Below are 13090 nucleotides of genomic sequence, written 5' to 3'. Positions count from 1 at the left end.
GATAATAGTTCTCAAATTAGGTGAACAAAAGTGGACAAAACGAGACAAATGTCTCATTTTGTCCACTTTTTATTATGAAAGAAAAGCGAAAACCTATTAAAGCAAGGATTAGAATTTGGCACGGTACTTGCAATATAAAAGACGAACAAGAAAATAGGAGGGCTGGACATGTTAAAAACAACTGAAAGTAAAGGGAATGAAATTACGAAAGAACAAGCTCGTTGGATGTACGAAAAAATGTTAGAGATTCGTAAGTTTGAAGATAAGGTGCATGAATTGTTCGCGCAAGGCGTTTTGCCAGGTTTCGTTCATTTATACGCAGGTGAAGAAGCAGTAGCAGTTGGTGTATGTGCCCACTTAACGGATAGTGACAGTATTACAAGTACACATAGAGGTCATGGACATTGTATTGCAAAAGGTTGTGATTTAAATGGTATGATGGCTGAACTTTTCGGGAAAGCGACAGGATTATGTAAAGGAAAAGGTGGTTCCATGCATATTGCCGATTTAGATAAAGGAATGCTAGGTGCGAATGGCATTGTAGGCGGCGGTTTCCCACTTGCTTGCGGTTCAGCATTAACAGCTAAATATAAAGGAACAAAAGATGTAAGTGTTTGCTTCTTCGGTGACGGAGCAAATAATGAAGGGACATTTCATGAAGGGGTTAATTTAGCGGCGATTTGGAAGTTACCAGTTATTTTTATCGCAGAAAATAACGGTTACGGTGAAGCAACTACATTTGAATATGCTTCAAGTTGTGATTCTATTGCTGATCGTGCAAAAGCTTATAATATTCCAGGTGTTCAAGTAGATGGAAAAGATCTTCTAGCTGTATATAAAGCTGCTGCAGAAGCAGTGGAACGTGCGCGTAATGGGGATGGTCCAACAATTATTGAATGTATGACATATCGTAATTACGGTCATTTCGAAGGTGAAGCGCAAACATATAAAACATCAGAAGAAAAAGAAGAACATTTAAATGAAAAAGATGCAATTGTGAATTTTCGTAAGCATTTAATTCATGAAGCTTTATTAACTGAGTCTGAACTTGTGGATATGGAAAAGGCAGTAGATGAGGCAGTACAAAGATCAATTGAGTTTAGTGAAAATAGTCCGTATCCAGATGATGAAGAATTATTAAAAGATGTTTATGTTTCTTATAAATAAGAGGAGGGTGAAAAATTATGACTAGAACAGTAAGTATGTCAACTGCAATCAATGAAGCGATGAAAATATCGATGCGCCGTGATGAAAATGTAATTTTAATAGGAGAAGACGTTGCAGGTGGTGCACAAGTTGATCATTTGCAAGATGATGAAGCATGGGGCGGTGTTCTTGGTGTTACGAAAGGACTTGTACAAGAGTTTGGCCGAAATCGTATATTGGATACACCAATTTCTGAAGCGGGTTATATGGGAGCCGCGATGGCAGCTGCTGCAACTGGGTTACGTCCGATAGCTGAGTTAATGTTTAATGATTTTATCGGTAGTTGTCTTGACCAAGTATTAAACCAAGGTGCGAAATTCCGTTATATGTTTGGAGGTAAAGCAAAAGTACCTGTTACAGTACGTACGATGCATGGCGCTGGTTTTAGTGCAGCAGCTCAGCATTCACAAAGTTTGTACGCATTATTTACGAGCATACCAGGTATTAAAGTTGTTGTTCCTTCCACGCCGTATGATGCAAAAGGCTTATTATTAGCAGCAATTGAAGATGATGACCCAGTAATCTTCTTTGAAGATAAAACACTTTACAACATGAAAGGTGAAGTGCCAGAAGGATACTATACAATTCCATTAGGGAAAGCCGATATGAAACGTGAAGGTTCTGATGTAACAATCGTCGCAATTGGAAAACAAGTTCATACGGCGCTTGCAGCTGCTGAGCAATTATCGAAAAAGGGGCTTGAAGTAGAAGTAATCGATCCACGATCTTTATCACCGCTTGATGAAGATACGATTTTAGCATCTGTTGAAAAAACAAATCGTCTTATCGTCATTGACGAAGCAAACCCAAGATGTAGTATCGCAACAGATATCGCGGCAATTGTAGCGGATAAAGGATTTGATTTGCTAGATGCACCTATTAAACGAATTACAGCACCACATACACCTGTTCCGTTTTCGCCACCACTTGAAAAGTTGTATTTGCCAACGCCAGAAAAAGTAATTGAAACTATATCAGAAATGATCGGAGACCAATCTTTATTACATGTGTAATGAAACGATGAGAAGGGAGAGAGCGGTATGGCTGTAGAAGTTGTAATGCCAAAGTTAGGTATGGCGATGAAAGAAGGTATTATTACGAACTGGAATATTAAAGCAGGCGATAATGTAGCAAAAGGAGAACTAATTGCTAGTATTAATTCAGAAAAAATTGAAACGGAAATTGAAGCGCCAGCTGATGGTACGGTGCTTGATATAGCTGTAAGTGAAGATGAAGGGGTGCCGCCTGGTACTGTAATTTGCTACATCGGTAAACCGAATGAAAAAGTAGAAATGCAGGAAAGCACACATGTGGTAGAAGAAAAAACATTTAATATAGAAGTACAAAATGTACAAAATCAAGAACCAAATGGGAAAGAAGTAGCCAAGCAAAGAATTAAAATTTCACCTGTAGCGAAGAAAATTGCAAAGTCTGAAAATTTGGATATCAAGGTATTAGTTGGTACAGGTCCTGGCGGAAGGATTACAAAGGCAGATGTATTAAAAGCACTTGAGGTAAGAGGAATCGTTCCGGAAATATCTGAACAAGAAGAAAGTAACGTGATTCCTGTTACTGGTATGCGTAAAGCGATCGCAAATCGTATGCACGCAAGCTTACAAAATAGCGCACAATTAACGTTAACGATGAAAGTAGATGTAACAGATTTAGTTGCTTTACATAAAGAAATAGCGAAAGTTGTACAAAAAAGATATGATAATAAATTAACCATTACGGATTTCGTCTCGCGTGCTGCTGTATTAGCACTTGGAGAGCATAAAGAAATGAACAGCGCTTATATAGATGATGCAATTCATCAATTTGAACATGTGCATTTAGGCATGGCAGTCGCATTAGAAAAAGGGTTAATCGTTCCAGCTATTCGCTTTGCAAATAATTTATCTTTAGTAGAATTGTCTAAAGAGATTAAGAATGTGGCACAAAAGGCGCGAGCAGGTAGCTTAAGTAGTGATGATATGCACGGAACGACATTTACAATTAGTAATTTAGGTAGCTTTGGTATTGAATATTTCACACCTGTATTAAATACACCTGAGACTGGCATTTTAGGTATTGGCGCAATTGAACATGTTCCTGTATATAAAGGGAAAAAATTAAAAAAAGGTAGTATGTTACCTTTAAGTTTAACATTCGATCATCGTGTACTAGACGGTGCACCAGCAGCTGCATTTTTACGCACAATTAAACATTATTTAGAAGAACCTATAACAATTCTTTTATAAAGAGAAGGTGAGAGAATGAGTAAACTAGTTGTAATTGGAGGCGGACCAGCTGGATATGTAGCGGCAATTACCGCGGCTCAAAATGGCAAAGGTGTCACTCTTATTGATGAAGCTGAACTTGGCGGAACGTGTTTAAATGTTGGTTGTATGCCTACGAAATCACTATTAGAAAGTGCTGAAATACATGACATTGTGAGAAAAGCGAATGATTATGGAGTTACGCTTAATACAGGAAGTATATCAATTGATTGGAATCAAATACAGGCGAGAAAATCACAAATCGTAATGCAACTCGTCCAAGGAATACAATATTTAATGAAGAAAAATAAAATTAAAGTTGTAAAAGGAAAAGCGAAATTCGAAACGGATCATCGTGTGCGAGTTGTACAAGGAAATAAAGAAGAAGTAGTTGATGGAGAGAGTTTTATTATCGCATCTGGTTCCGAACCTACAGAATTACCATTCGCTCCGTTCGATGGAAAATGGATTTTAAATAGTAGCCATGCCATGTCTCTTGAGAGTGTACCATCTTCATTGTTAATCGTTGGCGGTGGTGTAATAGGATGTGAGTTTGCAAGTATTTATAGTAGACTTGGCACAAAAGTATCGATAGTTGAAATGGCACCGCAATTACTACCTGGTGAAGATGAAGATATCGCGAATATTTTAAGAGAGAAATTAGAAAAAGATGGTGTGAAAATTTTTACGGGAGCAGTTTTAAAAGGATTAAATAACTATAAGAAGCAAGCTTCATTTGAGTACGAGGGAATTACTCACGAAGTAACTCCAGAATTTGTTCTTGTTTCTGTAGGAAGAAAACCACGAGTGCAACAATTAGGATTAGAAAAGGCAGGGGTTCAGTTTTCAAATAAAGGGATTTCTGTGAATGAACATATGCAAACGAACGTATCGCATATTTACGCAGCTGGTGATGTAATCGGTGGAATTCAGCTTGCTCACGTTGCCTTCCATGAAGGAACGACAGCAGCATTACACGCAAGCGGAGAAGACGTGAAAGTAAATTATCACGCTGTGCCCCGTTGTATATACACAGCTCCAGAAATAGCTAGTGTAGGGTTAAGTGAAAAAGGTGCAAGAGAACAATATGGTGATATTCTCATCGGAGAATTTCCTTTTACAGCGAACGGAAAAGCTCTTATTTTAGGAGAACAAGTAGGTAAAGTAAAAGTCATTGTAGAACCTAAATACCAAGAAATTGTAGGGATTTCTATTATCGGTCCTTATGCAACTGAACTTATTGGTCAAGGAACCGTAATGATTCATACAGAAGTTACCGCTGATATAATGAGAGATTATATTGCAGCACATCCAACTTTATCTGAGGCGATTCATGAAGCGTTAATGCAAGCAGTAGGACATGCTGTACATGCTTAAATAGAAATATGATAAACCACTATTCTCTAAATGAAAGAGAGAATAGTGGTTTGAATTTTTATAGAAGAAATTAAATATCTTATTACTATTTAATTTCAATCGCTGAAGTAATATCGTTCCAATCAGCAGCTAAATTAGCAGTTTTACCGTACCAATCAGCATGTTTAAATAAAACGCCTTTTCCATATCCTTGTGTTGAAGTGTGCTCCCAAAGTGTAGTTGAATAACTTGCAGAAGGTGACGCTGTACTTACAGAAGAAATTCTGTCATTCCAGCTAGATGGTAAGTTTTTAAAGCCGCTACTCCAGTAAATATATTGTCCACCTTTATCTTTATGTTCATAAAAATCAGTACTACCAGCACCGCTACCTAAAGGATTAATTTTATTTTTAATTGCTTTTTTATCCTTTTCAATATACGCATCTAATGTTTCACGGCTAGTAAAACCATAAGCTAGCCAATCTCCATTTTCATTTTGCTCTGGTAATACCATAGTAATTTGGATATCTTTCTTATCCTGCTCACTTAATTTTGCAAATGAATTAACATTTTGTTCATCCACTTTTAAATAATCAAATGACTTAATTGTGTTACTTTTTTCTTCAGCACTTACCGCACCTAGTCCTCCAGTTAGTGCAAAACCCGCTACTAATGTCCCTGCTACTAATTTCTTCAACATATAACCATCCCTTTTTGTTTGAATTTTTGTACAGGTGAATCTTGTACAGCTAAAATGTATTCTAATTTTATACTTTTGTAAATATTCTGAAGTTTTAGAAATAATAGGCGGAATATTTACAGTTTTACATTTTTTCTTTAGAAAGAATGGTTATTGGAATGATATAATAAGTGGATATATTGTTTTTACTGGATGTAAAGATGTTTTAGGAGAGGTGTCATTGAAATATTTTACAAGAGATTGGTATAAAGAAATGCAAGTTTTAGAATTTGTAAGTTTTATAGATTCTATAAAAGAATGGTCGGAAATGGATATAGAAAGTTTAAAGGAGGAAATTGAGAAAAGGAAAATAGATTTATTAAAGTTCCTTCCTGAATCGATATACTCAATTATACAAAACATCACAACTAATTCAGAATACCCATCAGGTGAACTGAAAAAACGTATGCGAAAGTGGTCAACAGATTATGAGAAAAGAGTGGCACAATTAGATCAATCATACGTAGAATATTTTAATTCCATTGAGAAAAAACTTCCGTCAAATGTCGTTCAGTTACACAAGACATCATTACACGACAGTGTAATTAAAGTAGTAAAGAGAAAGTCAGAAGATACTTTGTCTATCGTATTAGATTGCAGTGGTACTTTTAGTGAATTTGATAAATTTGAAGTAACCTTTATAGGAGTAGCAAAGTGTTCTATGCCGGAAAACTTTGAAAATGCTTGGTGGTTATATCATGAAATAGCTCTTACTGAAGATGGTTTTGAACTAGGTGTTTTATTCGACTGTCCATTTAGAGAAGTGACGATTTGTGCGACAGATGTATTACTTGTGAAGAAATAATTTTTTATGGAGCATTACAAACGTTTGACATAATAAAAAAATAAAGTTATTGTAGATACATGAAGTCTACAATAGGGGCTGTACTATGAAATATTCTAAAGCTACAAATTATGCTCTTCATACAATGCTTTTTCTGGCAAAGGCTACACCAAATAAGTTAGTTAGTGTTCACCAATTAGCAGAAATGCAAAATGTTTCACCAACGTACTTGTCTAAAATACTAACTAAGTTGACGAAGGAAGGGATGATACATTCATCATCTGGTCCAAAGGGCGGTTACTCGCTTAGTAAGAATTGGGAAGATATTTCATTTTTAGATATTATACATGCAATTGAAGGTAAAACATCATTGTTTGAATGTTGTTTACATGACAAACCTGGATGTTTAATTAATGAAGTAATGCTTGCAGCAGAAGAGAAAATGGAAGAAGAGTTACGAAATCAAAAAATCGTAGATCTTGCGAAAAAAATAAAAGTGGATTTTTAATCTGCTTTTATTTTTAAATTAATTAAGGATAAAAAGACTCTTTGATATCTTTAATTGTAGTTAGAAAATGATATGAAGAAGGAGAGAAGATGATGACTAAATTTTGGAATGATCGATATAAATCAGATGAATATTTTTACGGGGAAGAACCTAATACATTTATTAAAGAACAAGCATTTCGTTTAGCAAATCACAATAAAGTAATAGCTTTTGCGGAGGGAGAAGGTAGAAATGCTGTATTTCTAGCAAGACAAGGGAACGAAGTAACAGCTATTGATTATTCGGAAGATGGATTAGAGAAGACAAAAAAATTGGCAGAGAAGCATAACGTAAACGTGCATACAAAAAAAGTAGATTTATTAGCTGATAGTTTGCCAGAAAATGAATATGATGCAGCAATTATGGTATTTGGACATTTTCATGATGATTATAAAAAAATGATATTAGGTAAAATGATACAAACGATAAAGCCTGGTGGTTTAATTATGTTTGAAGTTTACTCAAAAAAACAAATAAACTATGGTACTGGTGGACCAAAAGATGTTGATATGCTGTATGATCCAATTGATATCCTTACTTGGTGTGAAGAACATAAGGTAATTCATTTCTTTAATGGCGAACAAGAGCGAATTGAAGGGAAAGGGCACACTGGTTTAGCTGATGTTATTCAAGTTGTTATTAGAAAATTATTATAAGTGTTAATGAAAGTTAAATGTATGAATGTAAAAGACCAGTCATGTAAGACTGGTCTTTCTATTTAGATACTAAATTATCAAGCTTCCAATATGTATCTGTTAACGGCGCTGCTTTGCTATCTATGTATAAATACATATTATTTAAATCTTTTGGTGAAGTTTTCAGTTCAAACACAACGTCAGTAGTTAAAGAGAATTCGTGTGGAACATTTTTATAGTGCTCGTCATCTATCGGATGAGCTTCACCTTCATATTTCTGACCAGTTTTTTCATCTTGTATGAAATATTTCATTTCCGAAAGATCAATAGTTTGTCCATCGTCCCGAACATTATTAATCATAACACGAGTAGTAAGGCGCCGCTCTTTGTCTATTTTTTCAAACTTTGCATTTTCAACTGTCGCTCTATAGTATTCGTTTTTAACTATTTCTCCATAGTGCATTGCATTCTTTTCGAGAGCGCTCTTTTCTTGTTTTGATGTAGTATTGCTATTACATCCTGTTAATATTCCAGTAAATAATAATGCTGTACATGTCGTTTTGATTAATGGTTTCATAGTAATCCCTTTCTGTATTAAAAAGTAAAACATAGGAATAATTTTACATCAATAGGAAGGTGAATGGAAGTATTTTTTCGTAATATACAGATATATATTTATTCGGTTGTCAAGTTAACAGGATAGAAAGAGGGAGAAGACTGTATAAAACGGAATAAATAAGAATTGAAAATATTGTAAAATGGAAGAGGCATGCATATAATTAAAATAAAGTTTAAGTTTCTGAATCTTCAATAACGGTGGTGATGACATGTTTACTGAAGAGCGTCGAGAGAAAATTTTAGAGCTACTTAATACAGATGGAAGAGTAATCGCAAAGGATCTTGCGGAAAGATTTGATATGTCTATTGATTCTATAAGAAGAGATTTGTCTATTATGGAAAAGGATGGTTTATTAAAAAGAACGCACGGAGGTGCAATTGAACTTACGCGAGTGAGAAACTTAGCTGCGGAACCAGCTAAACGTTATAGTGATAGCTCAATATATGAGGACACAATTGCAAGAGTTGCGGTATCTTATATACAAGAAGGTGATTCAATTTTTATTGGTGGGGCTTCCGTTCATAATGCGATGCTGAAATATTTACCAGAAGTATCATTTACGGTTATTACGAATTCTATAGAAATAGCTGGTTATCTACGAGAATATAAGAATATTGATACGTATTTAATTGGCGGAAAAGTAAAACCTTCAGGGAATATTACTGATACACTTGCCTCTGAATTGATAAGTAGATTTTCTATTGATCTTTATTTCTCTACAGGTGGAGGCATTTCATTACAAGGTATTAGTACTGCAACACCTGAAGTTGCTTATTTTAGTAAAAGAGTAAGTGAAATTGCTAGAAGAAATATTTGTTTAGTTCCGCATAATAAACTTGGAATAGATTGTTTTATAAGAGGAGAGTCTCTAAAAGAAATTGACATTATTATAACTGACGAAGAGGCTAGTAAAGAAACTGTTCAGGACTTTGAGAAACAAGGTAAACAAGTTGTAATAGTGCCATTATATTCATTTGAAAGGAGTTTGACATGATTGTAAAAGAGCAAGAGTTTTATATAAATGGATTAACTTATACAATTCGTTCTGCAGCTGAGAAAGATGCTGAGCAGTTATCGAAAATTAGAGTTCAGATTGATGGAGAAACTGAAAATATGGATAGAGATGCTGGAGAGGGATTTATAGATAATCTAGGATTTCAAAAAATAATAAAAACAGATAGTGAAGAGACTAAGAATCTCTTTTTAGTTGCAGAAGTGCACAATCGAATCGTTGGATTTTCAAGATGTGAAGGATCAAATTTTAAGAGATTATCTCATAAAGTGGAGTTTGGCGTTTGCATTTTAAAAGAGTTTTGGGGATATAGAATGGGGAAGAGCCTATTACAACAATCTATTAAATGGGCTGACGAAAATGCAGTGAATAAAATATCTTTACAAGTATTAGAGACAAACGAGAAAGCTATTCATCTTTATAAAAAATTAGGTTTTGAAGTAGAAGGCATTTTGAAAAATGACAAAAGACTATCGGATGGAAAGTATTATAATACGGTAGTGATGGGAAGATTTACTAATACTTTTCATGAAAGAGGTGAAGAAGTATGTTTTACAGAAGGAAGTACTATGTAGTGAAAAATGAATTTATAGAAGTATTTAATGATCATTTCAATAATACGAACTTACCTAATCAATTAAAGCATGGTTCTAGGCTAATAGGACGCTGGATGAAAGATAATAAGAATGGTACGTATGAAGTATTTGCCATATGGGAATATGATAGTTATGAACAGTATAATGAAATAGAATTGAAAATTAGAAGTGACGAGAGGCATATTAAAAGAATGCATGAATGGTATGAAAACCATGGCGGGAAAGAATATGTTTTACAGGAGTACATAGTAGAGATGAAAAATGAAGAGTTAGTATGTACTGTAAAGTAACAGAGGGGTGAGGGATAATAGAAATTAAAACAAAATTATATTTTAGTTTAGCATCCGCTATTTTATTTGCAATAGCCGTGATTGTTTTCTTTATAAATGGTAATCCACAAAAGTGGTTTTGGTTATGTATTTTCTTTGCGTCCATTATACAAAATATAGTGCTACTAAAAAAGAATAAAGAAGTGCATTAGGATATTCAAATTATTAACATATTTGTGTCGTATTGCTAGTTGTATTGAAAACGCTTTTATTCAGTTTTATAATAAAAGTATGTTTTATAAATCTCCAAAACAATTAAAAGGGAGATGATACAATGTTAGCTTCACCGTTTTACTTACATACATGGAAAAAGTTTGTTAATGAAGGTGTTCTTGATTCAAATCGCATAAATCAAAGAATTTCAGAATCGTGGCATCGATGTAAACAGGCTAATGTTAATCCTCATATGAATAAAGGTCAGAAAGTTTTGTCTTCTAATATTTTTCGAGAACAAAAGAAAAAGAGTGAAATTTTCCTTGATATAGCATTACCCCAAATACAAAATATGAGAAAAACCATTGATGAACTACAAATGATGGCATTATTAATCGATCCAGATGGTTATGTCCTATCCTTAAGTGGAAATAAACGAACGTTAAAGCGAGCGAAACATATTAATTTTATTGAAGGTGTAAAATGGACGGAAGCAGCTGTGGGGACAAACGCAATAGGAACAGCGCTAGAAATTGAAGAAGCTATTATGATAAGTGGTACTGAACATTACTCCGTGGTATCTCATAGCTGGAGTTGTGCGGCTGCTCCCATTCATAACGATGACGGGAAATTAATTGGTATTCTAGATTTCTCCTGTCCAATTGAATTTTCGCATCCATATATGCTCGGTATGGTAACTTCAATTGCACATGCGATTGAACGTGAATGTAGCATAAGAGTTCATCAAAATGAATTACACTTAATCCATCGTTTTTTAGATGTCATTGATAGTGATGAACAAGTAGTTATTTGTAATCATCGTGATGTTATCGTTTCTGCGAGTAAGAGCGTTCGGGAACGAGTAACTAATTGGTCAAGAATGAAACTTGAAGATTTAGTGCACCATGGATTGGAAACTAAATTAGAGATACCGGTATATAGTAATGAAAGAATGATCGGGAAATGTATGTATTTAAAGGAAAACAAACAAATGAATACATATTCTGCTTTCACATTTATAAAAGGAATTACTTTTCCAGGAGTTACCGGGACAAGTAAAGCATTTCAACACACACTAGAAGAAATTAAGCTTGTTTCACCGACTGATGCTAGTGTGTATGTATGTGGTGAGACAGGAGTAGGAAAGGAATATGTCGCGAGAGCGATTCATGAAAATAGTCCAAGAAAAGACGGACCCTTTATAGCTGTTAACTGCGGTTCTTTGCCTAAAGAATTAATGGAAAGTGAATTGTTCGGTTATGCTGAAGGTGCGTTTACAGGTGCGCGACGTCAAGGATATAAAGGGAAATTTGAACAAGCGAATGGAGGAACACTGTTTTTAGATGAAATTGGCGAAGTACCACCAGAGATGCAAGTAGCCTTATTGCGTGTTTTACAAGAACGCACAATAACTCCAATAGGAAGTTCAAAAGAGGTACCAGTAAATATTCGTATTATTACTGCCACACATAAAGATTTACTAAGGTTAGTAGAAGAAGGGAAATTCCGTCAAGATTTATATTATCGTTTGCACGTTTATCCGTTATATGTTCCATCGTTAATAGAAAGAAAAGAGGATATCCCATATTTTATACAACACTTTTGCGAACGGAAGAATTGGAATGTTGTATTTCCAAAGAGTATATACAATCAATTTTTACAACATACATGGCCCGGAAATATTCGGGAACTAGTAAATGTATTAGAACGCATTTACATTTTGTCGCAAGGACGGGAAATATGCGAAAAGCAAGTCGCTTTTTTGATACAAACAATGACGGGAAATCAACAACAACTTGAGTTACAAGTTGAAAATAAAACAGAACATACATTGAATTTTCGCGAAAAAATACAGCGTGATAGCATGATTGAAGCGTTAGAAAAGACGAACGGAAATGTTTCGTTAGCCGCAAAACTGTTAAATGTTCCTCGAAGTACATTTTATAAACGAATGCAGAAATATAAGCTATAAAGTAGATTTTTGTAATCTACTTTTTCTTTGTGGACTCATGTTCTGTCGGAATGTGCGCTTACCGGGGAAATAATAGAATTGTTAGAAAATAATTCCCGGAAGGGGGACTTATGTGAAGTATATTGAAATTGGCTTCGGAAATAGGTGGTTCGTTCGAACAGAAACCGAAAATAAAGATGGAACTGAATTTGAAGAACGAGGAATTATAAAACCTATTTATTTTGAGTCACTATATGTACGAATGTGGTTTCGGAAAACGTGTTTAATTTTTGATACGAAAGAAGGATTTAAAAAGATTAAGAAGAAGAGGATTGAATATAAATTTATAGTTGGAATTGTAAGTAGACTGAATAAAGAAAAAGTGTGCTAACATACATAGTTATATTGGCCAGGAAATTCTATTGACTTATATCAAACTCATAAAAAGTAATTTTACTAAATATAAATTGTTAATAAAACCACTAAGGAAACTTAGTGGCTTCTTTTTTTATAGGAAGGATTTTCATATGAATAGGATCTTAACGATTGTACTTGCAATTATTGTAATGAGGTATTCCATTTATAGTTGGAATGATGTTTCGGAACAGAGTATGCTAATTTTACAAACGCTTATAGGGATTATGTTAGTTAGTTTAGGAGTGCAAAATTTTAAAAATAAAGAAAATAAAAGTATGGGCATCGCTTGACTACTCGTTGCGTTATATTTAATTGTTGTATTGTTAGTAAAACATTTTGCATGAATAAGTATTTAAATTATTTATTCATGATTTTCTTATTACGAAAAACATTCTCGCAATAAAAGTTAAAATTCCACTTGTATTTCACTATATAAAATATGGCATAATGATTTAGTTAAATAGAAATGGATAGGGTATTTGAGAGGG

General features: G+C 34.2%; 15 protein-coding genes. 13 read left to right on the top strand and 2 right to left on the bottom strand.

Translation table 11 applies throughout. The annotated features are described in order from the left end of the window. Positions 1-168 precede the first annotated feature (168 nt). From acoA to lpdA, 4 genes are read left to right on the top strand one after another with little or no spacing between them, the layout of a single operon-like run. On the top strand, positions 169-1167 hold the full coding sequence (gene acoA / locus DN399_RS13600; protein ID WP_000921272.1) for an acetoin:2,6-dichlorophenolindophenol oxidoreductase subunit alpha: 999 nt from the start codon (positions 169-171) through the stop codon (positions 1165-1167). A 17-nt stretch (positions 1168-1184) separates the two neighbouring features. Next, positions 1185-2219 (top strand): acetoin:2,6-dichlorophenolindophenol oxidoreductase subunit beta, encoded by a 1035-nt coding sequence (acoB, locus tag DN399_RS13595; RefSeq protein WP_006924310.1) that lies wholly within the window; start codon positions 1185-1187, stop codon positions 2217-2219. A gap of 27 nt (positions 2220-2246) precedes the next feature. After that, positions 2247-3446 (top strand): dihydrolipoamide acetyltransferase family protein, encoded by a 1200-nt coding sequence (locus tag DN399_RS13590; protein ID WP_061113254.1) that lies wholly within the window; start codon positions 2247-2249, stop codon positions 3444-3446. A 15-nt stretch (positions 3447-3461) separates the two neighbouring features. Next, positions 3462-4841, top strand: a complete 1380-nt coding sequence (gene lpdA, locus DN399_RS13585) for a dihydrolipoyl dehydrogenase (protein ID WP_000041217.1) — start codon at positions 3462-3464, stop codon at positions 4839-4841. 85 nt (positions 4842-4926) lie between these two features. On the opposite strand, the gene DN399_RS13580 is transcribed toward lpdA, so the two are convergent. Next, positions 4927-5520 carry a hypothetical protein gene (locus DN399_RS13580; RefSeq protein WP_000914443.1) on the bottom strand — a complete coding sequence of 198 codons (594 nt, stop codon included), beginning with the start codon at positions 5518-5520 and terminating at the stop codon, positions 4927-4929. A 220-nt stretch (positions 5521-5740) separates the two neighbouring features. Between DN399_RS13580 and DN399_RS13575 the strand changes: the two genes are divergently transcribed. The 3 genes from DN399_RS13575 to DN399_RS13565 all read left to right on the top strand — a co-directional run bounded on the left by DN399_RS13575 (position 5741) and on the right by DN399_RS13565 (position 7546). Next, positions 5741-6364 (top strand): DUF4085 domain-containing protein, encoded by a 624-nt coding sequence (locus DN399_RS13575; protein WP_048558523.1) that lies wholly within the window; start codon positions 5741-5743, stop codon positions 6362-6364. Positions 6365-6449: 85 nt separating this feature from the next. Continuing rightward, positions 6450-6851 carry an Rrf2 family transcriptional regulator gene (locus DN399_RS13570; protein WP_000877650.1) on the top strand — a complete coding sequence of 134 codons (402 nt, stop codon included), beginning with the start codon at positions 6450-6452 and terminating at the stop codon, positions 6849-6851. A gap of 89 nt (positions 6852-6940) precedes the next feature. After that, complete coding sequence (locus DN399_RS13565) at positions 6941-7546, top strand: class I SAM-dependent methyltransferase (RefSeq protein ID WP_049108040.1); 606 nt, start codon at positions 6941-6943, stop codon at positions 7544-7546. Positions 7547-7604: 58 nt separating this feature from the next. Here the strand turns inward: DN399_RS13565 and DN399_RS13560 are convergent, their stop codons facing one another. After that, complete coding sequence (locus tag DN399_RS13560; protein WP_016122642.1) at positions 7605-8102, bottom strand: hypothetical protein; 498 nt, start codon at positions 8100-8102, stop codon at positions 7605-7607. Positions 8103-8352: 250 nt separating this feature from the next. On the opposite strand from DN399_RS13560, the gene DN399_RS13555 reads away from it, so the two are divergent. The 6 genes from DN399_RS13555 (at position 8353) to DN399_RS13530 (ending at position 12892) form a co-directional block, all read left to right on the top strand. Next, positions 8353-9138 carry a DeoR/GlpR family DNA-binding transcription regulator gene (locus tag DN399_RS13555; RefSeq protein ID WP_049108039.1) on the top strand — a complete coding sequence of 262 codons (786 nt, stop codon included), beginning with the start codon at positions 8353-8355 and terminating at the stop codon, positions 9136-9138. Continuing rightward, the gene (locus DN399_RS13550; protein WP_000635684.1) at positions 9135-9731 is read left to right on the top strand and encodes a GNAT family N-acetyltransferase; all 597 of its coding nucleotides are present in this window, start codon (positions 9135-9137) and stop codon (positions 9729-9731) included. Before DN399_RS13555 ends, DN399_RS13550 begins: the two co-directional genes overlap by 4 nt. Further along, on the top strand, positions 9704-10042 hold the full coding sequence (locus DN399_RS13545; protein ID WP_149149695.1) for an NIPSNAP family protein: 339 nt from the start codon (positions 9704-9706) through the stop codon (positions 10040-10042). Before DN399_RS13550 ends, DN399_RS13545 begins: the two co-directional genes overlap by 28 nt. A gap of 313 nt (positions 10043-10355) precedes the next feature. Then, entirely contained in the window at positions 10356-12206 is a 1851-nt protein-coding gene (locus DN399_RS13540) for a sigma-54-dependent Fis family transcriptional regulator (protein ID WP_149149694.1), read from the top strand. Between the two features lie 112 nt (positions 12207-12318). Next, on the top strand, positions 12319-12576 hold the full coding sequence (locus DN399_RS13535) for a DUF3977 family protein (RefSeq protein WP_000873828.1): 258 nt from the start codon (positions 12319-12321) through the stop codon (positions 12574-12576). 136 nt (positions 12577-12712) lie between these two features. Continuing rightward, positions 12713-12892 (top strand): DUF3953 domain-containing protein, encoded by a 180-nt coding sequence (locus DN399_RS13530; protein ID WP_001079917.1) that lies wholly within the window; start codon positions 12713-12715, stop codon positions 12890-12892. Positions 12893-13090 lie beyond the last annotated feature (198 nt).

The sequence above is a fragment of the Bacillus sp. AR4-2 genome, assembly GCF_008274865.1.
Lineage (GTDB): Bacteria > Bacillota > Bacilli > Bacillales > Bacillaceae_G > Bacillus_A > Bacillus_A cereus.
Note: the sequence above shows the minus strand (reverse complement) of the source record. Positions and strands in the feature narration are given on the sequence as shown.

Bases quoted from the DNA above. Each gene is read 5' to 3' on its own strand.
- acoA (WP_000921272.1), top strand. From the start codon at position 169: ATGTTAAAAACAACTGAAAGTAAAGGGAATGAAATTACGAAAGAACAA.
- acoB (WP_006924310.1), top strand. From the start codon at position 1,185: ATGACTAGAACAGTAAGTATGTCAACTGCAATCAATGAAGCGATGAAA.
- DN399_RS13590 (WP_061113254.1), top strand. From the start codon at position 2,247: ATGGCTGTAGAAGTTGTAATGCCAAAGTTAGGTATGGCGATGAAAGAA.
- lpdA (WP_000041217.1), top strand. From the start codon at position 3,462: ATGAGTAAACTAGTTGTAATTGGAGGCGGACCAGCTGGATATGTAGCG.
- DN399_RS13580 (WP_000914443.1), bottom strand. From the start codon at position 5,520: ATGTTGAAGAAATTAGTAGCAGGGACATTAGTAGCGGGTTTTGCACTA.
- DN399_RS13570 (WP_000877650.1), top strand. From the start codon at position 6,450: ATGAAATATTCTAAAGCTACAAATTATGCTCTTCATACAATGCTTTTT.
- DN399_RS13565 (WP_049108040.1), top strand. From the start codon at position 6,941: ATGATGACTAAATTTTGGAATGATCGATATAAATCAGATGAATATTTT.
- DN399_RS13560 (WP_016122642.1), bottom strand. From the start codon at position 8,102: ATGAAACCATTAATCAAAACGACATGTACAGCATTATTATTTACTGGA.
- DN399_RS13555 (WP_049108039.1), top strand. From the start codon at position 8,353: ATGTTTACTGAAGAGCGTCGAGAGAAAATTTTAGAGCTACTTAATACA.
- DN399_RS13550 (WP_000635684.1), top strand. From the start codon at position 9,135: ATGATTGTAAAAGAGCAAGAGTTTTATATAAATGGATTAACTTATACA.
- DN399_RS13545 (WP_149149695.1), top strand. From the start codon at position 9,704: ATGTTTTACAGAAGGAAGTACTATGTAGTGAAAAATGAATTTATAGAA.
- DN399_RS13540 (WP_149149694.1), top strand. From the start codon at position 10,356: ATGTTAGCTTCACCGTTTTACTTACATACATGGAAAAAGTTTGTTAAT.
- DN399_RS13530 (WP_001079917.1), top strand. From the start codon at position 12,713: ATGAATAGGATCTTAACGATTGTACTTGCAATTATTGTAATGAGGTAT.